General features: G+C 39.3%; 20 protein-coding genes. 3 read left to right on the forward strand and 17 right to left on the reverse strand.

What is annotated here, in order from left to right; translation table 11 throughout:
• The first annotated feature begins 77 nt into the window (after nt 1-77).
• Nucleotides 78-1337, forward strand: coding sequence for an amidohydrolase (locus ACIROD_RS09350; RefSeq protein WP_402939865.1), 1260 nt, complete (start codon nt 78-80; stop codon nt 1335-1337).
• 38 nt (nt 1338-1375) lie between these two features.
• On the forward strand, nt 1376-2782 hold the full coding sequence (locus ACIROD_RS09355; RefSeq protein WP_402939867.1) for a M20 family metallopeptidase: 1407 nt from the start codon (nt 1376-1378) through the stop codon (nt 2780-2782).
• A gap of 183 nt (nt 2783-2965) precedes the next feature.
• Here the strand turns inward: ACIROD_RS09355 and ACIROD_RS09360 are convergent, their stop codons facing one another.
• From ACIROD_RS09360 to speB, 17 genes are all read right to left on the reverse strand, one after another.
• On the reverse strand, nt 2966-3487 hold the full coding sequence (locus ACIROD_RS09360; RefSeq protein ID WP_402939869.1) for a P-loop NTPase family protein: 522 nt from the start codon (nt 3485-3487) through the stop codon (nt 2966-2968).
• A 142-nt stretch (nt 3488-3629) separates the two neighbouring features.
• A complete protein-coding gene (locus ACIROD_RS09365) occupies nt 3630-4688 on the reverse strand; it encodes an alkene reductase (RefSeq protein ID WP_101223382.1) in 1059 nt (352 codons plus the stop codon).
• 207 nt (nt 4689-4895) lie between these two features.
• Nucleotides 4896-6323, reverse strand: a complete 1428-nt coding sequence (locus ACIROD_RS09370; RefSeq protein WP_402939872.1) for an MDR family MFS transporter — start codon at nt 6321-6323, stop codon at nt 4896-4898.
• A 59-nt stretch (nt 6324-6382) separates the two neighbouring features.
• Nucleotides 6383-6955 (reverse strand): TetR/AcrR family transcriptional regulator, encoded by a 573-nt coding sequence (locus ACIROD_RS09375; protein ID WP_137019904.1) that lies wholly within the window; start codon nt 6953-6955, stop codon nt 6383-6385.
• A gap of 253 nt (nt 6956-7208) precedes the next feature.
• Nucleotides 7209-7301 (reverse strand): putative holin-like toxin, encoded by a 93-nt coding sequence (locus tag ACIROD_RS09380; protein WP_220126990.1) that lies wholly within the window; start codon nt 7299-7301, stop codon nt 7209-7211.
• A gap of 344 nt (nt 7302-7645) precedes the next feature.
• Nucleotides 7646-8623 (reverse strand): 5-oxoprolinase subunit C family protein, encoded by a 978-nt coding sequence (locus tag ACIROD_RS09385; protein ID WP_402939875.1) that lies wholly within the window; start codon nt 8621-8623, stop codon nt 7646-7648.
• A complete protein-coding gene (locus ACIROD_RS09390) occupies nt 8624-9499 on the reverse strand; it encodes a 5-oxoprolinase subunit B family protein (RefSeq protein WP_402939878.1) in 876 nt (291 codons plus the stop codon).
• Between the two features lie 18 nt (nt 9500-9517).
• The gene (locus ACIROD_RS09395; protein ID WP_402939881.1) at nt 9518-11566 is read right to left on the reverse strand and encodes a sigma 54-interacting transcriptional regulator; all 2049 of its coding nucleotides are present in this window, start codon (nt 11564-11566) and stop codon (nt 9518-9520) included.
• Nucleotides 11567-11932: 366 nt separating this feature from the next.
• On the reverse strand, nt 11933-12697 hold the full coding sequence (locus ACIROD_RS09400; RefSeq protein ID WP_340874632.1) for a LamB/YcsF family protein: 765 nt from the start codon (nt 12695-12697) through the stop codon (nt 11933-11935).
• Between the two features lie 5 nt (nt 12698-12702).
• On the reverse strand, nt 12703-14055 hold the full coding sequence (locus ACIROD_RS09405) for an acetyl-CoA carboxylase biotin carboxylase subunit (protein ID WP_402939886.1): 1353 nt from the start codon (nt 14053-14055) through the stop codon (nt 12703-12705).
• A gap of 31 nt (nt 14056-14086) precedes the next feature.
• The gene (locus tag ACIROD_RS09410) at nt 14087-14335 is read right to left on the reverse strand and encodes an acetyl-CoA carboxylase (protein ID WP_402939889.1); all 249 of its coding nucleotides are present in this window, start codon (nt 14333-14335) and stop codon (nt 14087-14089) included.
• Nucleotides 14328-15326 carry a 5-oxoprolinase subunit C family protein gene (locus ACIROD_RS09415; protein ID WP_402939892.1) on the reverse strand — a complete coding sequence of 333 codons (999 nt, stop codon included), beginning with the start codon at nt 15324-15326 and terminating at the stop codon, nt 14328-14330. Before ACIROD_RS09415 ends, ACIROD_RS09410 begins: the two co-directional genes overlap by 8 nt.
• Nucleotides 15323-16192 (reverse strand): 5-oxoprolinase subunit B family protein, encoded by an 870-nt coding sequence (locus ACIROD_RS09420; protein WP_402939895.1) that lies wholly within the window; start codon nt 16190-16192, stop codon nt 15323-15325. The genes ACIROD_RS09415 and ACIROD_RS09420 overlap by 4 nt, the downstream gene beginning before the upstream one ends.
• Before the next feature lie 309 nt (nt 16193-16501).
• Nucleotides 16502-17491: a D-2-hydroxyacid dehydrogenase gene (locus ACIROD_RS09425; RefSeq protein WP_402939898.1), complete on the reverse strand. Its 990-nt coding sequence runs from the start codon at nt 17489-17491 to the stop codon at nt 16502-16504.
• Between the two features lie 90 nt (nt 17492-17581).
• Nucleotides 17582-18361: a class II aldolase/adducin family protein gene (locus ACIROD_RS09430; RefSeq protein ID WP_402939901.1), complete on the reverse strand. Its 780-nt coding sequence runs from the start codon at nt 18359-18361 to the stop codon at nt 17582-17584.
• Between the two features lie 24 nt (nt 18362-18385).
• Nucleotides 18386-19825, reverse strand: coding sequence for a sodium:solute symporter family protein (locus ACIROD_RS09435; protein ID WP_402939904.1), 1440 nt, complete (start codon nt 19823-19825; stop codon nt 18386-18388).
• A 99-nt stretch (nt 19826-19924) separates the two neighbouring features.
• A complete protein-coding gene (speB, locus tag ACIROD_RS09440) occupies nt 19925-20923 on the reverse strand; it encodes an agmatinase (RefSeq protein WP_101223388.1) in 999 nt (332 codons plus the stop codon).
• Nucleotides 20924-21226: 303 nt separating this feature from the next.
• Here speB and ACIROD_RS09445 point away from each other — a divergent pair, with 303 nt between their 5' ends.
• Complete coding sequence (locus ACIROD_RS09445; protein WP_230178038.1) at nt 21227-22630, forward strand: sigma-54 interaction domain-containing protein; 1404 nt, start codon at nt 21227-21229, stop codon at nt 22628-22630.
• Nucleotides 22631-23112: the final 482 nt, after the last annotated feature.

The following is a 23112-nucleotide window of genomic DNA, read 5'->3' on the forward strand; positions in this document are numbered from 1 at the left end:
GAGGGGCTGTGCTGCTTGGTCTAAACAACAAATCGTATTATATGAATTATCATCAAATAAATTAGGAGTGAAACGAATTGGATATTATTTCTTTAAGACGTGATCTTCATCAACATCCAGAAGTTGGCTTTACGGAATTTCGAACTGCTTCAAAGGTAGTAGAAGCACTAACTTCTCTGAAATATAACGTGATATTTGGCAAAGATGCTTTAGATGGTGATTCTCGCCGTGGAGTCCCCCCTATAGAAGTATTAGAGGAAACATTTAATAGAGCATTACAAGATGGCGCCAATCCAAAAATCCTCCAAGAAATGGAGGGCGGATATACTGCCGTCATCGGTATATTAAAAGGTAAAACTGATGGCCCAACTGTCGCTTTCCGATTTGATATGGATGCATTGCCTGTTACGGAAAGTACTGATTCTGACCACTTCCCACAAATAAACGGTTTTCGTTCCAAATATGAGGGCAATATGCATGCCTGTGCACACGATGGCCATACGGCAATTGGCTTAGGGCTTGCTGAAAAATTAGCGGATGGTAATTTCGCAGGAACGGTAAAGCTTATTTTTCAACCAGCTGAAGAAGGTGTACGTGGTGCCTATTCAATTGTACAAAAAGGAATTTTGGATGATGTGGATCATATATATTGTCTGCACCTTGGCACAGATGTCCCTCTGGGAGAATTTCACGGTGGGTCTTCCGGCTTTTTAGCAAGTACGAAAATGACTGCCCATTTTCATGGGGTATCTTCTCATGCAGGTGCTTCTCCTGAAAAAGGTAAAAATGCATTATTAGGAGCAGCCACCGCATTGTTAAATATTCATGCCATTCCAAGATTCAGTTCAGGCTCTACCCGCGTGAACGTAGGTGTTCTTAATGGAGGAACAGCCGCTAATATTATTCCAGCGCATGCAGAAATGATCATTGAAACCCGTTCTGTATCCGAAGAAACAAATGCTGAAGTGGAGCAACGTGTTCGAAATATCGTGGCTCATAGTGCAGGTATGCATGAGCTTGAACATGAAATTGAAATTATAGGTCAAGCAATTACGATTCGTTGTGATCAAGAACTTATCGAACTGGCCATGGAAGAAGCCAGGAATGTAGAAGGTTTTTCAACAATAAAAGCTTGCAGGGAATCCGGTTCTGCTGGTAGCGAAGATGCAAGTTTTATGATTCGAAGAGTACAGGATAATGGCGGAAAAGGGACATATATGATTATCGGGACTGATATTCCTGCACCACATCACCACCCTAAATTTGATATTCAAGAAGAGGTTTTACCAAGGTGTGCAGAACTTTTGAATCTAATTGCAAGACGCCTATTAAAATAATTCTTCAGAATATATATATAGGAAGGAAAGAGTGTAAAATGACAGATGTAAATAGATTATCGGAAATCATTGAACAAAAAAAAGAAAAATTCATTGAAGTCAGTGATCGTATATGGAATTTTGCTGAAACACGCTTTGAAGAGTATCAATCTGCTGAATTGCTATGCAGCACCTTAGAGAACGAAGGATTTTCTGTTGAAAAAGGTGTTGGAAACATAGAAACGGCATTCATTGGCAGCTTTGGAACTGGTAAACCCGTTGTGGCAATCATGGGAGAATTTGATGCGCTGTCAGGAATGAGTCAAAAAAAAGCTACAGCTAAACAAGAGCCAATAGTACAAGGTGAAAATGGCCATGGATGTGGCCACAATTTACTTGGTACGGGATCTTTAGCTGCAGCTGTTGCAGTGAAGGATTATATGAAAGAGAATCATATAAATGGGACAGTTCGTTATTATGGATGTCCTGGAGAAGAAGGCGGATCAGGCAAAACCTTCATGGTCAGAGAAGGTTTGTTCGATGACGTTGATTTTGCATTTTGTTGGCATCCACTGGATGTTAACGGCGTTATGTCGATGGATTCGCTTTCAAATTTCCAAGTGTATTATAAATTTAAAGGGAAAAGCTCCCACGCAGCAGCATCACCACATTTGGGACGGAGTGCTTTAGATGCGGTAGAACTTATGAATGTTGGTGTGAACTATTTAAGAGAGCATATCATCCAAGAAGCAAGAGTCCATTATGCAATAACGAATTCAGGTGGATTATCGCCTAATGTTGTCCAACAAGATGCAGAAGTTCTTTATTTATTACGAGCTCCAGAAGTTTCACAAGTTCAAGATATTTACTTGAGAGTTTGTAATATTGCTAAAGGAGCTGCCCTTATGACAGGAACTGAATTAGAAATCGTTTTCGACAAAGCCTGTTCCAATGTTATCCAAAACAATGTGCTAGAATCCGTCATGTACAAGAATTTTCAAGAATTAGGTATTCCACAACACGATGATAAGGAAAAACAGCTTGCCAAAGAAGTCCGCGCCACCTTAACCGAACAAGAAAGGAACAGTACAATCAATCCTTTTAAAGATAATCAAGATGATGCATTGGCAAATTGGTTAGAACCCATCGAGGGCCTCCAAGCGCCATTAACAGGTTCCTCGGATGTGGGAGATGTTAGTTGGATTGTTCCTACTGCCCAATGCACAACAGCTTGTTTTGTTCTTGGGTCACCTTTGCATAGCTGGCAGTGGGTTACACTAGGATCAACATCCATTGCCCATAAAGGAATGCTTCATGCTGGCAAGGTTATTGCGGCAACTGCAGTAGAAGTGCTTCAAAATCCAGAATTAGTTGAAAAGGCAAAAACGGAGCTAAAAGAACGATTACAAGGGAAAAGCTATATCTCCCCTATTCCGCAAGATGTAAAGCCTTTAGTTAAAAGATGATAGACTAGATTAGTGGGTTACCGTAATCGCCCCTTGCATATACGGCCATTTAGTTCATGGTATAAAAAGGGATCTTCGATTGGAAGATCCCTTTTCCGTTTGGTCTTTATATTAATTCCAAATTTTTGTTAAGAGCAGTTTCTAACATCTCTAAGTGTCATTAAAATTAAGTGGTAAAAAAGCTTATTCCATCACATTCAACAGATATCCTTCAATTTCGTGCTTGCTTTTTAAAATAACTATTAGCTTTTCAGGGTCACTCTTTTGAAGATCGGCAAATCTGGCTTTCATTTCTTTCTTGCGAGGAAAATAGGTGGTCATGATAAATTTAATAAACTGCCAGTCTAATTTTTCATTGCAGCCTTTGCCCATATCCGGCCTTGTTTTACCTATATTAGACAACCAACGTTTTATAACCCGGTAAAGGCAAACACGGAGAGGAAGTTCTAAATAAATAATCGTATCGGCAAGCTCCGAACGTAAATTAAAAGAATTACTATAGTTGCCCTCCATTATCCACTTGTCATGACTTAATACCTTCTTCTGGGCAGAAATAAAAGCCTCTAAAGGAGCCTCCACCCAGCCAGGCCTCCAGTAGAATGTATCCAAATGATATACTTCGATATTCAAATGATCTCCAAGCCTTCTTGCAAAAGTAGATTTTCCGACACCCGCGGACACTCCGATAACCATGATACGTTCCATTGATATACCATCCACTCTCCCCTTTTATGTTCATAAGAAAAGGCGACCCTTCTTGAAGAAGAATCGCATCAGTTTTAGAAAATGAAGTATGGTTGCTGCGGCGTCCTGTCAAAGAACAAGCCAGCCTTACATTTTATCTCTATTAAATCAGATGCCCTAAATGTTTCTTTACCTCGTAATCAACAAGTTTTTCATCTTTCTTAATTCGTGCCAGATAATCCGGGTTGGCTATAAGCGGACGGCCAATCGCCGCAACGTCAATGATGCCCTTTTCCAGTGCTGCTTCTGCTGTTTCAGGATCAAGCCCGCCCACACCGACTATGATTCCATCCCAGTGGCTGCGTACCAATTCATGCATGGTCAATCCTCTTGCAATCGGTTTGGTAAATTCCATCGTGGATGGGTGAATCATTTTGACTCCTGTTTCATTGAACGCTTCAATAAATGTTTGGATCGCTTTTTCAGGGTCTTCCCACATGTAAGACGGCTGGTCAATTTTCAAAGCCGAGAAACGAATAAGGGTACGTTCCACTCCAACCGCATCAATAACTGCTTTTAGCACTTCCTTCATAAATGTCAGACGCTGTTTTAAATCACCACCGTACCGATCGGTCCTTTCATTGGAGGTGTCAGAATTGAACTGGTCTATTAAGTAGCCATGTGCACCATGAATTTCAACGCCGTCAAAACCAGCAACCATTGCATTCTTTGCAGCTTGTTTATATTGGTTCACAACTTCTGCAATATCCGTCTCTGTCATTTCTTCAGGAGTGTCAAAAGGTTTGCCGAATCGTGAAACCTTACCTTCTGCAGCGATAGGTGACGGAGCCTGCGGAGGAAGTCCTCCTGCAATTTCATGGTGACTTGCACGGCCCACATGCCAGATTTGCGCAATAATCGTTCCGCCTTCAGCGTGTACTGCTTCCGTTACTTTTTTCCAGCCGTTGATTTGCTCTTGAGTATATATACCGGGAACTCCAGGATTGCCCTTTGCTCTTGGTGAAATCACTACACCTTCAGTAATGATAAGTCCGATTCCATCTTGAGCCCGTTTTCGGTAATATTCTACGGTCAGGTCATTCACAACACCAGTTTCGTTATCGGCAAACGAACGTGTCATAGGAGCCATAGCCGTTCTTGTTTTTAAGTTCCATGCACCTATTGTTACAGGTTCAAACATTTTGGTTTTTATTGTTTTCATATAAGTTCCTCCCGTTAACCGCTTAACCTGAGCTGAATTTTAGTAACTTTCATTGTGTAAGATTATCCGATAAGTGGTTAATTTTCAAATAATTCACTCTGATTTTAGCGCTTTTGATAAAATATGGTAATAAAGACCAATGAAAAAGCCAGACAGAGAAAATTACTTTCCCTGCTGGCTAATTTATTTTTCTTCATTAATATCTTATTAGTCTCGTGCTCTTCTGATAAAAAAAGACACGATCAAACCAATGATTGCAAGGACAAGACCGAAAATAAAGGCATCTTGAACGCCTGCAGTCAATGAACCGCTAATGGCAGATGGATCGAACGGATCTTCTGCATTTGCCATATAATTTTTTTGGGATGCTGACATGATTGTAATGGCAACGGTTGTACCGATAGCCCCTGATACTTGTTGCAATGTATTCATTAGAGCAGTTCCATCCGGATAAAGATTTTTCGGCAGTTGATTCAGCCCATTTGTCTGGGCCGGCATCATGACCATCGAAACACCAATCATAAGGAGGGAATGCATGACGACTACCATAATGATCGTCGTTTCAGTCGTTACGTTCGTCAAGGTCCATAACATGACAATCATGATAATGAAGCCAGGGATCACTAACCCTCTTGGCCCGAACTTATCAAAAATGCGCCCCGTAACCGGAGACATGATACCATTAAGCACTCCACCCGGTAATAGTACCAGCCCAGCAGAAAATGCAGCTAATGCAAGCCCGGTTTGCAGGTATAGCGGTAAGAGAATCATTGATGACATGATGATCATGAAGGTGATGAAGACGGTTATTAAACCAAATGTGAACATCGGGTATTTAAAAACGCGCAAGTCAATCATCGGTTTATCCATGTTGAATTGTCTTACAGCAAACAGGAAGAGCGCTATAAGTCCGACAATGATAGAGGAAAGAACTATCGCATTGCTCCATCCTTGTTCTCCGACAATGCTAAAGCCATAAACAATTCCGCCAAAACCAATGGTTGATAAAATAATGGATGGTACGTCAATTTTAGGTTTGGTGATTATTGAAACGTTTTGCATATACTTGAGACCGAATAGTAAAGCGGTCACAAAGAACGGCAAAGACACCCAGAAAATGTAATTCCACTTCAGGTTTTCAATAATCAAACCTGAAACGGTCGGCCCGATTGCTGGGGCAAACATGATCACCAGCCCCATCAATCCCATCGTCGCTCCCCTTTTATGGATAGGGAAAATCAATAAAATGGTATTGAACATGAGAGGCAATAAAAGACCCGTTCCGATTGCCTGGATGACACGGGCTAGCATCAAGATGCCGAACCCAGGTGCAATTGCTGCAATGAGCGTCCCAATGATGGAGAATACCATTGAGGCAATGAATAATTGACGAGTATTGAACCACTGAATCAAGAGTCCCGAAACGGGAACCAATATCCCCAATGTTAATAGGTAACCCGTTGTCAGCCATTGCACGGTGGAAGGACTGACATTGAACTCTTGTATTAGATCACCCAGAGCCATGTTTAATGCCGTCTCACTGAATAACCCAATGAACCCTGCAATTAAAAATGCAATTAAAATGGGAGTCGTTCTAATGACTGGTTTTTGTTGCTGTGTTGCATCTGTAGACATAAAATATTTCCTCCAATTACTAACTGTTCGACCTAAGCTTAATAATTTTTTCGCATGACTTATTTATTTATCAGCAATAATGGTATCTGTTCGGCAATGGCTTGGAGAGGTTCCCCGCTTTTCGCCGTTAAGGATAAAAGGATACCTCCTTCAATCAAAGCATTAATTACGATACTCAATTCTTTTGCCCGTTTCTCACTGAATTCCGCCTCGAGTAATTTCTTCACATATATGGATTGCCAATCTTCTATCGCTTCTTGGCAGGCCGTTCTTATCTGCTCACTCGTCGTATATGTTTCCGCTGCAATCGTTCCGATTGGCAGTCCTAATAGATTTTCACTATCCCCAAATACCTCGGATAATTGAAAAATATGAGCCTGAATGGCTTTGATGGGGTCATCGATTTCATCAAAGCCCCGTTGAATTTCATCTATCACGAATTCTTTAGTATGAATTATCGCCTCTATTGCCAATTCTTCTTTGCCTTTCGGAAAATAATGATACAGAGAACCTTTTGGGATTCCACTTTCCTCAATAATGTCTTTAAGCCCTACACCATAATATCCACGTATTCGAAAAAGTCGGGAAGCAGCTTCAATAAGAATGTCTTTAGAGTTTCGTTTCTCTGCCATAGCTGGATCACTCCTTGAATTATATCAACCGGTCTATTAGAGACTATACTTGTATATCATTGTTTTGTCAAAGATGATACTTATGTATGTATTGAATATGCGATTGAAACTCATTGAAAACAAAAAAGAACACCTCCTAATGGTGTTCTCTGCAAGTTTAAAAAATCGAGAAAATCAATACCTTCTTAAACAACCCGGCATTTTTTAAAACGCTTCCATTATTAATCAAACACATCGTCCTGGCTCAATATCTTCAAGGATTCTTGTCATGATTTTTGAAATCAAGAATAGCAATTACAAACATGCCAAAGCTTAGCATCAGGGAAATAACTTCGAAAGTACCCATTCATACATCGCCTCCTTATATCCAGCTTTTCCTGATCAGAGATTGTCCTATACAAGAAAACATAAAGTACTGGCTTTTCAATGGTATATGCATTAATAATAAAAAAGAGCAACCCCAGTAAGAGGTGCTCACGTAGTAATCATATTCCTTGGAATCAAAAGTACATATTTATTGGAACGACTTCAATCTAAACTCTTTATTGACAATAAGCTCTTGATTTCCGCTTCTGTTATCGAGTGTTTTTTGAGCCACATCATATACACTCATACACTTTGCTCCTGTTATAGAATGAGTTTATTATGTTGGTCCAAAGTTTAAGTTTAAGTTTAAGTTTAAGTCATTACTTACCTTTTAATAAGGCCGAACAACTTTTCCATATTTTTTCTTCTTTCTGCTCTCGCTTGGATGGCCTGATCAATGGTAACTGTGATAAAGTGACATTTCGATAAAGGTCTAGATTGAGAAATTAAATCTAAATCTTGGCTTATGACGGTGCCTATTGTGACAAAACCACCACCTGTCATTGCATCATTATGTAAAACAATCAGTTCTTCCTCATTTGTAAACATAACAGATCCTATAGGATACGCAAAATCAACTACATTCGAAAAACTAGTTCCTGCACCGAATGGTGGGTATTGCTCAGTAAATGTCACACTTGGGCCAGTATATCGGTAAGCGACCCGGTTGGATTCATGCGAAACGATCCATTCCGAATTGAGAAAAGTTTTTAACCCCTGATCGCTCAACAAGTAACCTGATAACCCCATCGTGACACGTAATTCTTGAAAGTCATTAAAGGTTGGGACGAATTCTAGTGGAACAGATTTACCAACCTGCTTTGAAGCTCCCGGCAGTGGCTCATTAATCTGTATTCTATCGCCTACAGCTAACTTTCTGCCATCAAAGCCCCCAATCTGGCTTAGTTCATAGGTTGATTTACTACCTAAAACATCTTGAACCTTTATGCCACCAGAGATACTTAAATAGCTTTTCACCCCCTGTTGGCAAGCTTTTATCGTTAAGATGTCTCCTTCTTTTACTTTATGGGCTTCCCAGAAAGATAATCGATGGTGATTTAAGTATGCTTCCATTGGAGCACCTGTGAGGGCGATAATTAGATTTCTATGAATTTCAAACTTTCCCCCTAATAATGTCATCTCAAGTGATGCAAATTCAGCTGGATTTCCTACTAGTAGGTTTCCGATAATAAATGAATATTTATCAGCTGCTCCTGATGGCGGTACACCCAGATGATACTTTCCGACGCGTCCCATGTCCTGTACCGTGTTCCATAACCCAGGCTCCTTAATTTCTATCATTTAAAAACCCTCCATGAGCTCATCGATATACTTTTTTCCTTTTTGTACATATTCAAGTGGCGAAAGATCAATTTCTTTTACTTTATTAATATACGTTCCAGTACTTACATTGCTTTCGATCTCATTATATTCAGATTCCTTAACAGGACGATACTTCCATATATCTCCGGGTCTTGCCAAAAAGGAAGTCTCTTCTAAAGGGTTTATTTTATCTACTAAAGGGATAGCTGATCGTCCTATTAGTTGATAGCTGCCTGGTCCATTGACTGGATAAATCACATTGAATGCACCACCTATACCAATGCTTCTTTCCGGCGTTTCTGTACGGGGACTATTATATTTTGGTGCTTGAATGATCTCATTTGGCTTTAATCCAAGCGGAAAATGCCAACCCGTTCCAGGCAGAAATCCAACCATCGTAATTAAATAGGGTGTATCTGAATGAGTTTTAATAAATGATTCTTTGTCTGTAAACCCATTTACTTTCATCACATATTCAAAATCTGTTAAGTCAGGGGCCGGGTGTCTGCTCTTAAAACGCAGGGAATATTCTCTTGACACTGGATCGTCGTACCATGCTGGAATTTCTACTATTCGTACTGATAAATTTAATTTTTCAGGATTACTTTTCGTTAAATCTATTTCTTTTAAATAGTCCAATAAATCTCTTGCTGAGACGATGTCCGGATTATAACGAACTAAATAGGAGGCATTGGATGAAACAATATCAATAATGCCTGGAATTTCTCTTTTTCTCAGCTCCTCAGTCACCGCAATTGCTTTAAAGTTACTCTCAATTCTCATTTCACGAGAAATTTCAGCATAAATGTATTCGTCTCCTCCGAAATTAAAATGAGTTTCAGGTAAATTAAACAATAATTGTCGCCCCCTTTGTTATTTCAGCTTTTTCATCCGCCTGCTTATTGTCGCAGGACTAACACCTAGTACCTTAGATAATTTATCGGCAGTGCCGTATTTTTGCATCCCTCTTTGAATAAGTTGAGTTTCTAATTCTTCTACCGCTTCTTTAAGCGGCATTAATTCTAAAACTAATAGTTGTTTTTTCCTTTTTTGAACTTCCCCGTACAAAAATTTCAATGCATGCTCCCGTTTAATCCATTCTCCCTCGCCCAATAATGTTAAGCGCTCCACTATATTTTGAAGCTCCCTTACATTTCCCGGCCATGAATATGTCTCTAGAACTTCAATGGCTTCTGGGGTGAAACTTTTCTTGATATCATACATTTTTTTAAATTGTTCCAAAAAATAAATGGCGAGGGGAAAGATATCATCTTTTCGTTCACGTAATGGCGGAATACTGAATGGAATAACATATAATCGGTAGTATAAATCCTCCCTGAATTCACCTTGGTTCACCAACTCTCGTAAGTCCTTATTGGTTGCTGTTATAATTCGAACATCTACAGGTCTCGGATGGGTCCCGCCAATTCTAGTCACTTCTCGTTCCTGCAACACACGTAATAGCTTCACTTGCATATTTAAAGGAAGTTCACCAATTTCATCGAGAAAAAGCGTGCTGTTATTAGCAATTTCAAACAACCCTGCTTTCCCATTTTTATCTGCACCAGTAAATGCCCCTTTTTCATAACCGAACAATTCACTTTCAATTAGATTCTCTGGAATAGCACCGCAGTTAATCCGGACTAGCTGCTGGTTACTCCGAGGACTGGCTGAATGAATTTGGTGGACAAATACTTCTTTCCCAACACCGGATTCACCTTCCAGTAGAATAGTCGAATTAAATTGGGCTACTCGCTTTATCTCTACTACTAAGCGCTCAATTGTTTTCGAACGATAAACAAGTTGTTTATTGTTAAAATCATCATGATCTTGTAGAGTTTGAGAACTTTCGTCCGACTGATAATGAATTGAGGGACTTTCTTGTGTAATATCCCTTGAAAGTACAACTACTTTTTCTAATTTCCCTTCATGGTACACCGGGGTAGCGACAGACCAGACTCTACTTTTTCCCATAGAATCCTGAATCGATGTAACCTTTTTCTTTTGTTTTTGACATAGTTCAAAAACATTAGGCTGAAAAATGTTCTTTCTTGTAAACTCACTTATATGCTTACCAATTATGTTTTCTGGATTTTCCACTTTCCAAAAATCGTTAAGAAACATTCCCGCTACTCGAATGATTTTTCCGCTTTCGTCAATGACGAGAATTTGTTCCTGGGAAGAAGCATATACCGTTTGTAAATCAGAATTCAGATTTCGTACAAAGTCTAATTCTTTAACAGAATCCTCGAAAACTTCACGCGAGAAAAAAATATGAATGAGTCCTTTTATTATATCTTCCATTTTTAAAGGGTAAAAATTCCCAACTGTGTATTTAAAATTAATAGAAGCGTTCACATTTATAAGAGTTTCCCCAGTCATTACTTTATCAAGGTTTTTATCGATACTTAATAACACTTTATAGTCTCGAAACTGTAAAAATGAGCGGTGGAGACCTAAAATACTTTCTGCTGTTTCATTAATATATTCTATTTGGTAATCGATATTCGTTCGGACAATTCCTACCCCAGCTCCATGTAAAAGGATATTTAAATCCTTCAAATTCAGCTCACTGATTTGATTTCGGGCATGTTCAATTGTAGTGAAGCCGATAATTTCTCCATTGGCATCTTCCCCTATAATAAGAGTAACGTTATGGAAAAATTCAACAGGCGAAAACTGTGGGACTTTTAAAATATCATTTTTATAGATAATTGGCTTTGATAAGTCTTCATTTTGAGCAATTTGGTTCATTAGAATCTCAATAGTACTATAGCCAACTAAAGACCCCTTATCCTTTACAAACACAATATTCGCTTTTTGATTTGATAATTTTTGAATGACGGCTCCAATAGTGCAATGTATATTAACATATACTGAAATCGGTTTAAGAATATCGTTCCAAATAATCAACTTACTCACCCCTCCCGATTAAGAAATCTTTATTTTATTATACTTTTTTTTAGTTAAGGATTTAGAAGTATTTTAATATAAAAATAATTTTGATTATTTGGATAACTATATCTATAATTTTTTTCAACAACTAGTGAAATAACTACGGCTTAGTTTGAGAAGTTTACAAATTAATTGAAGAGAGTCTAGAGGGCGATTACAATACAATTCGTTATATTGGGATCTAAACAGAATGACTCCGGCATACAATACCGGAGTCATTTACTAGTCAACTATCTATAAATCCTTTTTTAGGACTGTCCTTTTTAAAAGAGCATCGTTCATTAATTAGACCCCCACTACTATACCAATATACATTTTAGGACAAGTATCTTATTAGATGATCTTATTAATAGGGACAATCTCGACGCCACTCCCTTTTAAAGCCTCTACAACTTTTTTAGCCAGAGTCGGCGCTCCTGGTGTATCTCCATGAATACAAATGGTCTCTGCTTTAATGGAAACGTCTTTTCCATCGTGTGTGATGACTCTTCCTTCTTTGACCATACGAACAACTCGCTGTGCCATTTCTTCATAATCATTGATTCGTGCGCCTGTTCTCGTTAGCAAAATGGATCCGCTTTCAGTATGCTCCCTGTCAGCATAAGCTTCTTTTGCAACTGGGACACCCATTTTTATCGCTTCTTCCATCACTTCCGATTGGCTAAGCGCAAATATGATCATATTTGGATCGATTTCATGAATTGTTTCTAATATTGCTCGTGCTATAGTCTTATCTTCCATTGCTTTCATAAATAAAGCTCCGTGTGGTTTACAATGCTGGATTTTGACATCTGCTGCTGCACTGAATTCTCTTAAGGCACCTACTTGATACATCACATAGTCTTTTATTTCTGATGGAGTACAGGTCATGAAGCGACGACCGAAACCCAATAAATCTGGAAAACCTGGATGTGCACCAATCCCTACATCATATTTCTTTGCTATTTCCACTGTTTTTCTCATAACATGGGGATCTCCGGCATGAAAACCACATGCAATATTAGCTGAGGTAATAAGCTGCATTAATTCTTCATCATTGCCTAATTCATAAAGGCCGAAGCTCTCACCCATATCACAGTTCAAATCTACCTTATACATAGTTTTCACCCCTCAACTTGAACTTTATTTTCTGCTAAAAATTGAGTCGTATAATTACCACTAATAAACTGGTTATTTTTCATGATTTGTTTGAGAAGCAAGAGGTTTGTTTTAACTCCCTGTACTTCAATTTCTTCAAGCACTCTCTGCATTTTTGTGATTGCTTGATCACGTGTTATTCCGTGAACAATAATTTTACCGATCATCGGATCATAAAAAGGGGTCACCGCACTGCCTTCCACGATGCCAAAATCCAACCTTACATCGTTTTCGGGTAATTTCAACCTAGAAATTACACCAGGACTAGGAAAGAAAGTATTAGGATCTTCTGCATAAAGTCTGCTTTCAATCGCGTGTCCTGTTTTGTTTATCTCTTCCTGTGTAATCGTCAGTTTTTCCTTCGCAGCTATTTTCAACTGTAGTTCAACTAAATCTAGTCCCGTTATTTCTTCAGTTACTGGGTGTTCCACTTGCAGACGAGTATTCATTTCAAGAAAATAGAAATTTTCATTTTCATCAAAAATAAATTCCATTGTGCCTACATTTGTATAATCGATTTGTTTTACACCTCGAATGGCTGCTTCCAACAATTCTTTTCGAAGGGTATCATTTAGAAATGGCGAAGGGCTTTCTTCTATAACCTTTTGATTTCGACGCTGGACCGAACATTCCCTTTCAAATAAATGCAAGACATTCCCGTGTGTATCGGCGACAATTTGCACTTCTATATGCCGAGGTTTTGAAATCCATTTTTCTAAAAAGACGGTACCATCATTAAAAAATGAATTAGCTTGTTGCTTCGTCGCATCAAACACCTTTATTAACTCATCATCATCTTGAATTAGCTGCATCCCAATACCACCACCACCGGCGCTAGCTTTCAACATGAGTGGATAGCCAAGATCGTTCGCAATCAGCAATGCTTCGTCAACTGACTCAATGCTTTTATCCGTACCTGGCACAACCCTTACGCCCGCCTTTTGCATTTGGGTACGAGCTTCAAGCTTACTGCCCATAATGTGTATCGTTTCCGCAGAAGGTCCGATAAAGACAATATTTTCTTCCTCACATTTGCGTACAAATTCCGCATTTTCAGATAAGAATCCATACCCAGGGTGAATAGCATCTGCATGTGTTTCTTTTGCTACCTGAATCACTTTTTCAATATCAAGATAACTCTTTTTCGCTTGAGCAGGACCGATGCATACAGCTTCAGTCGCCTCACTGACATAAGGAGCCTCTGCATCGGCTTCAGAATAGACAGCGACTGTTTGAATACCTTCCTTTTTACAAGTACGAATAATTCTCCTAGCAATTTCCCCTCGGTTTGCAATCAGCACCTTTTTAAAATAGCCCATTTACTTTTCCTCCTTCCTTCTTCAAAATTGATTACTGTTCAATGATTACCCCTATTTCCTGTCCTGCGTCTAGAATGTCCTCGTCCTCTACAAAGAATTGTGCAAGAACTCCATCTGTTTCTGCTTTAATTTCATAGAAGTTTTTCATGACTTCCACCATAGCAAGAACGTCACCAGTCTTAACTGTATCTCCTTCTTTTACGTACACGTCCTTATCAGGAGCGGGTTTGCGATAAAATACTCCTGGAATTGGTGATAGAACTGTTTTTTGTTCAGCCATGATTGATTCCCCCTATTTGTCCTAATACTTGTTTTTTCATTTGATTGATTTTTTCTTTGTATTCCTTTCTTGCCTCGAGGGCTTCATTAATGTCAACAGCCACAAAGCGTACCTTCTCATTTGTTTTGATTTGTGCCATTTTGTCTAAATCCGTACTGATAATTGTACAAATCGTCGCATAGCCTCCACCTGTCACAGCATCGTTTAACAAAGCAATCGGTTCGACACCATCTGGTATTTGAATCGATCCGATAGGATACCCTAAATCCACAACATTTGAAGGATTGCTGCCGGCTCCAAATGGTTGTTGACGCTCTACGAAATTCAAACGCTCCCCTTTAAAACGGTAGCCAACACGGTTTGCTTCCGGTGTAACCGTCCAATCGATGGAGAAAAAGCGTCTTTTACTTTCTTCAGTAAGGCGATAACTGCACAATCCTACAACAACACGTATTATATTCGTTTTTGAGAAAACCGGAATTAATTCATCACCTATGCGTGTTCCGATTGCAATCTTTGATTGGTTTGCATTACCGATTTTCAAAAAGTCCCCAGCTTGAAGTGATCTTCCTTCGAAACCTCCAATTCCGCACAATGTATATGTGGACCGTGATTCCATAATAAGCGGCACTTCAATTCCGCCAGCTACCGCTAAATACACCCGGGCTCCTTGTTTAACAAAATCAAAGGACAGAACATCTCCAGCCTTAACTTCTAATGTTTCCCACATTGGAACATACTGATCATTAATTTTTGGTGGTATTTCCCCTCCTGCAATAGCAATGGTTACATCTTGTTGGAATTTTAAGATTGGCCCCATATAAGTAATCTCGAGAACAGCTGCATTTTCATCGTTCCCAACAAGAAAGTTGCTTGCCCTGAAGGAGTATTTATCCATGGCTCCCGATGGCGGCATACCCACTTCATAAAAGCCTATTCTCCCATAATCTTGAACAGTCGTTTGAAGGCCAGGGTTAATAACTTTAATCATGCATATAACCTCCTAATCACAGATTCTGAAAACGCATTTGGATTTTCGAGAACATCTTTAGGTTTAAAGGTAATATCCTTCGTCAAATAACGGAATTCCCCATTTTCAACTTGTTTTCGAATATCTTCGTACTCCTCCATGGAAATGCTTCGATATCGAAAAACATCCCCCTGTCTCGGGAAGGTCATTGACTCTTTAAAATCATGTAAACGTTGCTCCTTTTGAAAAATCGGTGCTGCAGCAGTTCCAAACAATTGATAACCACCTGCACCTTGAACCGGATATATAACGGCAAATGAACCGCCGAATCCGAATGCTCTCTCTGGCGTATATGTTCGAGGACGGACATATTTAGGTGCTTCGATTTGCTGCTCGTTTGGAACCATTTGATAGCACCATGGCAATCCCGGTACAAAGCCTATCATCGAAACCAGATAAGGGGCATCCGTAATTGATTTAATTAAATCTTCTTTTGTTTGAAAGCCATTTGTATGTGCCACATATTCAATATCTGTTGATGTTGGATCCTGATGTCGATCTCTAAAACGCATTAATGCCTCATGTGTCCAAGGATCTTCAAATAATATGGGTACATCTACTGCACGTGCAGTTATTTCAAAGTTTTCCAAGGAAACATATTGTCCAAGTTCTTTCAATTTTGAAATTAAGTCATCTGGATGAATGAGATCTGGATTAAACCGAATCATATAGGAAGCATTGGAAGGACAAATATCCAAAATTCCTGATACTTTCTCTTTTCGTAACGCCTTAGTAATGGCCATTGCTTGAAAATTTGTTTCAAGACTCATTGCCTCAGCTAATTCAACAAAAATAAACTCATCACCGCCATATTCGTAACGGGTCAATGGACTTCACCTCATTTATTGGATTTATACTAAACCATTGCAATTCTCATGCCAAAACGGAAAACGATAATATTTGTTGATTATTCAGACTATTTAAATGGCAAATCGTCTAAATCCGTTTATTAATATTTCAATTTTGAAATATAATCTTTCAAAAATGAAATAAATCAACAGGTTACTAGTTCATAATGTCTAAAATATAAAAAAGACCACAAAGCTTTCTAGGCTTTTGCAGTCTCTCAATTTATGTCCTCATCAACAATAATGAAACTATCTATAAAGTATTTTCTTACAAAGAGTCCATTACTACTAATAACCAAGTTTTTTTTCTACAACGTTCATTAAGGGTTTACCGTCAGAATAAAGCTTTAAATTTTTCAGGAATAATTCCATAACACGATCTAGGTGTTTGGAAGAGTTGTAAGCATTATGTGGGGAAACCATGACATTTTCCAGCTGCCAGAAAGGGTGGTCCTTAGGTAAAGGTTCTACTTCAAACACATCTAGAGCCGCTCCTGCTATGTGCCCATTGCTCAAGGAATGAATTAAATCTTCATCAACAATCGTATTACCTCGGCCGACATTAATTACAAAGCTGCCTTTTTTCATTTTATTTAAGCGTTCTTTATTAAAAAAGTATGATGTATCTTTTGTAAACGGAAGGGCCAAGACGACAAAGTCGGAACTGGAAAGGACCTCATCCACTTGATCCATTCCCATTATCAAATCAGCAGGTTCATATTCCGTGTTCCTCTTGGAGGGATTCCGGCGGCACCCAATAACGGTCATACCAAGTGCTTTACATCTCTTTGCTATCTCATAGCCAATATCCCCATATCCAATTATCCCCACTGTCGCATTCTCGAGATCTTTCACAGGAATTTCAACCCAAGTTTTGTTTATTTGATTTCTGATCATTGTCGGTACACCTCTTGCTAATGAAGACAGCATCGCAATGGTATGCTCCGCTATTGGGACAGATGTGCAGCCTTTGACATTGGTGATGATGACATCGCTGTTTTGTATATCTTCATTCAGCATGGCCTCCACTCCAGCAGTGTCTGAATGGACCCATTTAATATTTGGAGCTTTTTTTATAATGTTAAGATTATCATGAAGCCCCAGCGTATAAATGACATCAAACTTCGATAGATCAACTGTTGGTTGTGGTTCAGGTTCACCGAACTCCCATGGCTCGACAACAACTTCTGAACAAATCTCCTTAAACTGATTGATGTATTTTTCCGGTATATCGACCCTGATATAGAGTGAAGGTGCTGTTTTCTTAGAATCGGACATTATAAAACCTCCTCAAGAACCTACGATACCCTTTTCCCTCTTTTATGGGAAAACAATCCGTTGCAGATTAGACCATGCCTTGCTTTATGGTCACCTCAAGAAATCTGGCTGCTCTTTTCTGATTCTGTCCCAAAGAGGCTGAAAACTCAGCCATCCCTCATATTCCGTTCCCGTTTGTTCTGCCGTTAACTTTGCATACTCTTCTTCTATAAAAATAGGCTTACCTACAGACTCAGCCATTATCTGTGCTTGACATGAACGTTCCATCGTTATGAACCACCACGCAGCTGAATCTACAGACTGGCCTACAGTTAACAATCCATGGTTGCGGAGGATGACAGCTTTGCATTGACCTAAAGCCTTAGCAATGCGTTTCCCTTCTTCGGATGCGTAAACCACACCCGTAAAATCATCAAATAATGCATGATCTCTGTAAAATTGGCAGGCATCTTGCGTAATCGGATCTAACAATCTCCCTAAGGAAGACCATGTCTTTCCATAGACTGAATGAGCATGTGCCGCTGCAATGGCATCCGGTCGCGCTTTATGAATTTCAGAATGAATGGCAAAGGCAGCACCATTCACAGAATGTTCACCCTCTACAATATCACCTTTATGATTGACCAATATAAGATCCGAAACGGAAATTTGACTAAAATGCATCCCAAACGGATTAACCCAGAAATGGTCTGTAAATTTAGGATCACGGACCGTAATATGGCCGGCTATCCCTTCATCGAAACCAAACTTTGAAAAAAGACGGAAAGAAGCTGCCAACCGTTCCTTCCTGTGAATGCGTTCTTCTTCCAATGTATTGAATGTTGCGGGTTGCAGGGAAATTGTCTTTGTCATTTTTACTTTCCTCCTCAATTTTTCCGTTTTTTTGCCGGACCATCAATTAGCCATTGTGTCCATGTCCGCTTTGCCCTTTATATCTTGCTTCACTTCACTTTTGTTTCTGTGATCATTATTCGGACTTAGGAGAGTGATCGTAGTAATGACGACAAAACTAGTAGCGAGACCGTACAGGATTGGTTGAGTGGAGGAAGGTCCATTAATCACCAATCCGACAATAATAACGATCATGCTGGCCAGAATCGAGTAAAATGCCGCTGTAGCCGTGACCCTTTTCCAAAAGAAGCCAAGGATGATCGGAAAGAACACAGCACCGGATAAAATTGCGTAAGCTACATCCAATGCAACTAAAATATCTTGAATCCATATCGAAACGATTATGGTCAATACACCAATCGTTAAAGTTGTAATTCGGGATGTTTTTAAAAATTGACGTTCATTCATTCCCGGACCGATATATTTTTTAATAATGTCATTAACAACTAAAGTTGACGAAGCGAGCAAAGTTCCTGAAGCTGTGGACATTAGGGCCGAAACCACACTCGCAATGACAACCCCCAATAGGCCAGCAGGTAAAGTTTCCATCGCTATACTGGTAAATGCATTTTGGGGATCGCCTAAATCAGGAAGGATAATAAAAGCGCACATTCCAATGATACTGATTGCAATCGCATAAAAAACACTATATATTCCCGCTCCAACCGTTCCGCCACGAGAAACAGCTTTGGTTCGTGCGGTAAAAAGACGCTGCCAAATATCTTGGCCAACAACTACCCCTAGAGTAAATAGTAGGAAATATTGAAAAATTGTTTCTCCGCCAATGTTGCCTAACTCGAAATGTGAGGCAGGGAGATTTTCTTTAAGCGAGCCCCACCCTCCTGCCTTAGAGATGCTCATCGGAAGCATGACAAAGAAAATGCCGATCGTCATGATGACGAATTGCACGACATCAGTCATGGTGACTGACCACATACCTCCTAATATTGTATAAAATAATACGATCCCACCCCCGACTATCATGGAAACCGTTAAATTCCAGCCAGCCAAAACATGTAAAATCGTCCCCATCCCAATCACTTGCGTTACAGTCAGCATGAATGTATAGATAACAGAGACAAGTGCACTGATCAATCTTGTCTGAGAGTTGTAGCGCTTCTCAAGCATTTCACTGATCGTCAATACTTTTAAATTAAATATCTTATTTGTTAAAAATAACCCGATAGCGATTATGCCGAGGCCGATCATCACCACTAGCCAAATACCGGATATCCCAAACTGATAACCTAACTTTGCTGTTCCTAGAGTAGAAGCCCCCCCTAATATCACAGCAGCTAAACAGGATAAATACATAAAATGACCAAGATTACGTCCTGCCACAATGAAATCATCTGCTGTTTTTGCCCGTTTGGATCCGATTACTCCCACAATGATTAAAACAGAAAAATATAGAATCATGATCGATATATCCAAAATATGCATTTACACATCTCCTTTTGGGCTTGTATTGTTCTTTCGCTTTGTAAAGAGGGAAGAAAGGACTTCAACGATTCCTTCCTTCTTTACAGTTAGATGAAGGAACTAATTGTTAAGCTGGGTCTCCAAATCTCCGACTCTCTCTTTTTTCTCCAGTTTCCCTTTTTTTGCAAGAGCGATGAGTGTGATGAATTCATAGACAATATTAGCGGCTGCGGCAGCCGTGATTTGTCCGTGATCGTATGATGGTAAAACCTCAACAAGATCGAATCCAACAAAATCTATATTCGTCAAGCCTCTCACCAAAGCCAAGGCATCATCAATGCTGGCACCGGACACTTCAGGGGTCCCCGTTCCCGGAGCATAGACCGGATCTAAAAAATCAATGTCAAAAGATAAAAACACCGGACCATTCGCAACACGCTCATGAATGACCCCCAGCATCTTTTCAACCCCGAGACGTTTATAATCGTTTGTCGTATAAACGCCCAAACCTAAATCCCGGGCATCTTGAAGATCTTCCGGTCCGTACAGACCGCCCCTCATACCAATTTGAAGAGATCGCGATACATCGATGAGCCCCTCTTCTATTGCACGGCGAAAAACGGTTCCGTGATTATACTTTTGATCAAAATAACTATCCCAGGTATCAGAGTGAGCATCGAATTGAAGCAGGGCAACAGGTCCATGTTTTTTTACGATCGCACGTAACTCCCCTAGTGTAATGGAATGATCGCCTCCCAATGAAATGGGAATGATCCCTTTTTCAATGACGGGGGTAAGCTCTGCTTCGATTTTTTTATATGTTTCAGAAATATACCCCGGAATGATCGGGATATCCCCATAATCTATTCCTGATATATAGTCAAAAATATTAATATCTTGTTCTGGATTATAAGGACGTAAAAGGATTGAAAAATCGCGAATGGCCTCTGGTCCGAATCTCGCACCCGTTCTAAATGATTGCCCGGAATCAAAAGGAATCCCCGTAATGACAAAATCCATATGTTCATCTACCCGTTCAACAAATGGGAGCCGCATAAACGTACGCACTCCACAAAAACGGGGTGATTTGAATGAGTCTTTCGGTTGATACTTCATCATGTAACATCCTCCTAAATTCTAATTCTGCCATAATTTTTTTCACACCACTGCAATTGCAGCTGCCCTACAAACTTTCATCTTTTCTAATAGAATGGCTATGGAAATTCTATTTCTATCTATTACATAAGCAAGATTCAGGCCAACTATTTTGCTGTGGTATATAGGGCTTTTCGTCATTTTGTTTCATTCAACTGATTAAAAACTTAATCATTTTCTTGTTTTTTGATTTATTTTTTGATTATTTAGACTTTTTGATTTATATTTTAATTAAACAGCATCCCAAAACCCAAAGGAGCGGAACTTATGTACGATGATATGCTGGAGGAAGAACTAAATAAGATTATTGAAACATCGAATAATAACATTCTCATTACCGATCAAGATGGGATCATTTTATATTCCAACCCAAAGCTTTGGGAGATTTATGGTATGAAAAGTGACTCTTATATCGGTACCTCCGTCTATCAATTAGAAAGTGAAGGCCTTCTCACGCCTTCCATCAATGCGATCGTTTTAAAAGAAAAGAAAGCGAAGCGCATAATGCAAGAAACGAAAACGGGTCATGTTGTCATGTCGACTGGCTATCCCATTTTTAATAAGGAAGGACTTCTCGTTAGGGTAATCAGCTATGGTCAGGATCAAACCGAGATTTTGCAATTGCAGGATCAATTTGAGCAATTACAACGAAAAATAAAAGGCTATCAAACGGAAGTCGAGGATTTAAGAGAAAAGGAACTGGATTACCATTATTTGATTGCCAGAAGTAATGAAACGAAGCATATTTTAAAAACGATCCATAATGTTTCAAAAACCGATGCAACGATTCTCTTATTAGGACCTTCCGGTGTAGGGAAAAGCACTTTTGCCCGTGCTGTTCATGACCAAAGCAACCGAAAGAAAGAGCCTTTTATCGAAGTGAATTGCAGCACGATACCTGAAAGTTTGTTTGAATCAGAAATATTCGGCTATGAGCCGGGATCATTTACAGGGGCAAATAAACAAGGGAGGCAAGGCCTGATTGAGCAGGCTGACAGCGGGACGCTTTTCTTAGATGAAATCGGGGAACTCCCACTTGCCATGCAAGCTAAATTACTGAAAGTATTACAGGAAAAAAAGATAAAGCGCATCGGCGGAAAAAAAGAAAACCATATTAACTTCCGCCTGGTTGCAGCAACTAATCAAGATTTGAAGGAGATGGTAAGTCAAGGTAAGTTCAGATTGGACTTATTTTATCGTTTGAATGTTATTCCCATCCAAATACCGGCATTACATGAACGTAAAGAAGATATCCCTCTCTTAATTCAGCATTACTTACAGAAAACCAATGATAAATACCAGAAATTCAAAAAAATCCATCCATCGACTTATGAAATTTTGACTCATTATCATTGGCCCGGAAATATACGGGAATTAGAAAACTTAATTGAACGGCTAATCCTGACCATCGAAGAGCCCATTATATTTCCCGAACACCTTCCCCAATCCATCACAGGGCAAATAGAACAGCCTGAAGATTCCACCTTCCTGGCAATCGAACAGGAATGTGAAGAGAATTTCGATTTAAAGAAGACACTGGAAAAGGTTGAAATGCAACTGATTGCAAAAGCATGGAAACAATGTAAAACCACATACGAAATGGCAGAACATTTAGGCATCAGCCAGCCAACAGTCATCTATAAATTAAAGAAATACAAAGAGTATTTGTAAATGCATCTTACTAAAATCCCTGTAAACCATGAATGGCCCTTAGCTAATTAAAGCTAAGGGTGCATTTTGAAGCCTTATATGACAGCAATTCGAAGTGAAACTATGAAGATTATCGACAATAATACCAATAAAAAGCCCCTCAAAAAAAATCCACATTCAAGTTGAATGGGATTTAAAATATCACGTTTCCAAATTATTAAAGTTACCTCTCACATTAATTCAAACGGATGATCGTCAGTGAAGCCCCTTACCAACTGTTAGCGACCAGTCACAACGGTAAACACAGTGTTGGTTCCATTCACTGTGAATGACCTGAATTTTGGTTTCTTGGAAGCGTAAACCGATTGCCCCCACTTCACCTGTTGTACCGGTTGATCCAGTAGCTCATTATTCCCTTTGCTACGGTTGCACCTGTTACTTCCTGCTCCCTTTTCTTCACATTTCCATGATTGTCTCCATTTTAATGAAAATAAAAGATATTT

Source organism: Peribacillus sp. NPDC101481, from assembly GCF_044767165.1.
In the GTDB taxonomy this organism is placed as follows: domain Bacteria; phylum Bacillota; class Bacilli; order Bacillales; family DSM-1321; genus Peribacillus.

What these genes read in the sequence shown, in the direction of transcription:
- ACIROD_RS09360 (WP_402939869.1), bottom strand. Translation starts at nt 3,487, where the DNA reads ATGGAACGTATCATGGTTATCGGAGTGTCCGCGGGTGTCGGAAAATCT.
- ACIROD_RS09375 (WP_137019904.1), bottom strand. Translation starts at nt 6,955, where the DNA reads ATGGCAGAGAAACGAAACTCTAAAGACATTCTTATTGAAGCTGCTTCC.
- ACIROD_RS09365 (WP_101223382.1), bottom strand. Translation starts at nt 4,688, where the DNA reads ATGAAAACAATAAAAACCAAAATGTTTGAACCTGTAACAATAGGTGCA.
- ACIROD_RS09415 (WP_402939892.1), bottom strand. Translation starts at nt 15,326, where the DNA reads ATGATTAAAGTTATTAACCCTGGCCTTCAAACGACTGTTCAAGATTAT.
- ACIROD_RS09380 (WP_220126990.1), bottom strand. Translation starts at nt 7,301, where the DNA reads ATGGGTACTTTCGAAGTTATTTCCCTGATGCTAAGCTTTGGCATGTTT.
- ACIROD_RS09400 (WP_340874632.1), bottom strand. Translation starts at nt 12,697, where the DNA reads ATGTATAAGGTAGATTTGAACTGTGATATGGGTGAGAGCTTCGGCCTT.
- ACIROD_RS09445 (WP_230178038.1), top strand. Translation starts at nt 21,227, where the DNA reads ATGTACGATGATATGCTGGAGGAAGAACTAAATAAGATTATTGAAACA.
- ACIROD_RS09370 (WP_402939872.1), bottom strand. Translation starts at nt 6,323, where the DNA reads ATGTCTACAGATGCAACACAGCAACAAAAACCAGTCATTAGAACGACT.
- ACIROD_RS09410 (WP_402939889.1), bottom strand. Translation starts at nt 14,335, where the DNA reads ATGGCTGAACAAAAAACAGTTCTATCACCAATTCCAGGAGTATTTTAT.
- ACIROD_RS09435 (WP_402939904.1), bottom strand. Translation starts at nt 19,825, where the DNA reads ATGCATATTTTGGATATATCGATCATGATTCTATATTTTTCTGTTTTA.
- ACIROD_RS09385 (WP_402939875.1), bottom strand. Translation starts at nt 8,623, where the DNA reads ATGATAGAAATTAAGGAGCCTGGGTTATGGAACACGGTACAGGACATG.
- ACIROD_RS09425 (WP_402939898.1), bottom strand. Translation starts at nt 17,491, where the DNA reads ATGTCCGATTCTAAGAAAACAGCACCTTCACTCTATATCAGGGTCGAT.
- ACIROD_RS09405 (WP_402939886.1), bottom strand. Translation starts at nt 14,055, where the DNA reads ATGGGCTATTTTAAAAAGGTGCTGATTGCAAACCGAGGGGAAATTGCT.
- speB (WP_101223388.1), bottom strand. Translation starts at nt 20,923, where the DNA reads ATGATGAAGTATCAACCGAAAGACTCATTCAAATCACCCCGTTTTTGT.
- ACIROD_RS09355 (WP_402939867.1), top strand. Translation starts at nt 1,376, where the DNA reads ATGACAGATGTAAATAGATTATCGGAAATCATTGAACAAAAAAAAGAA.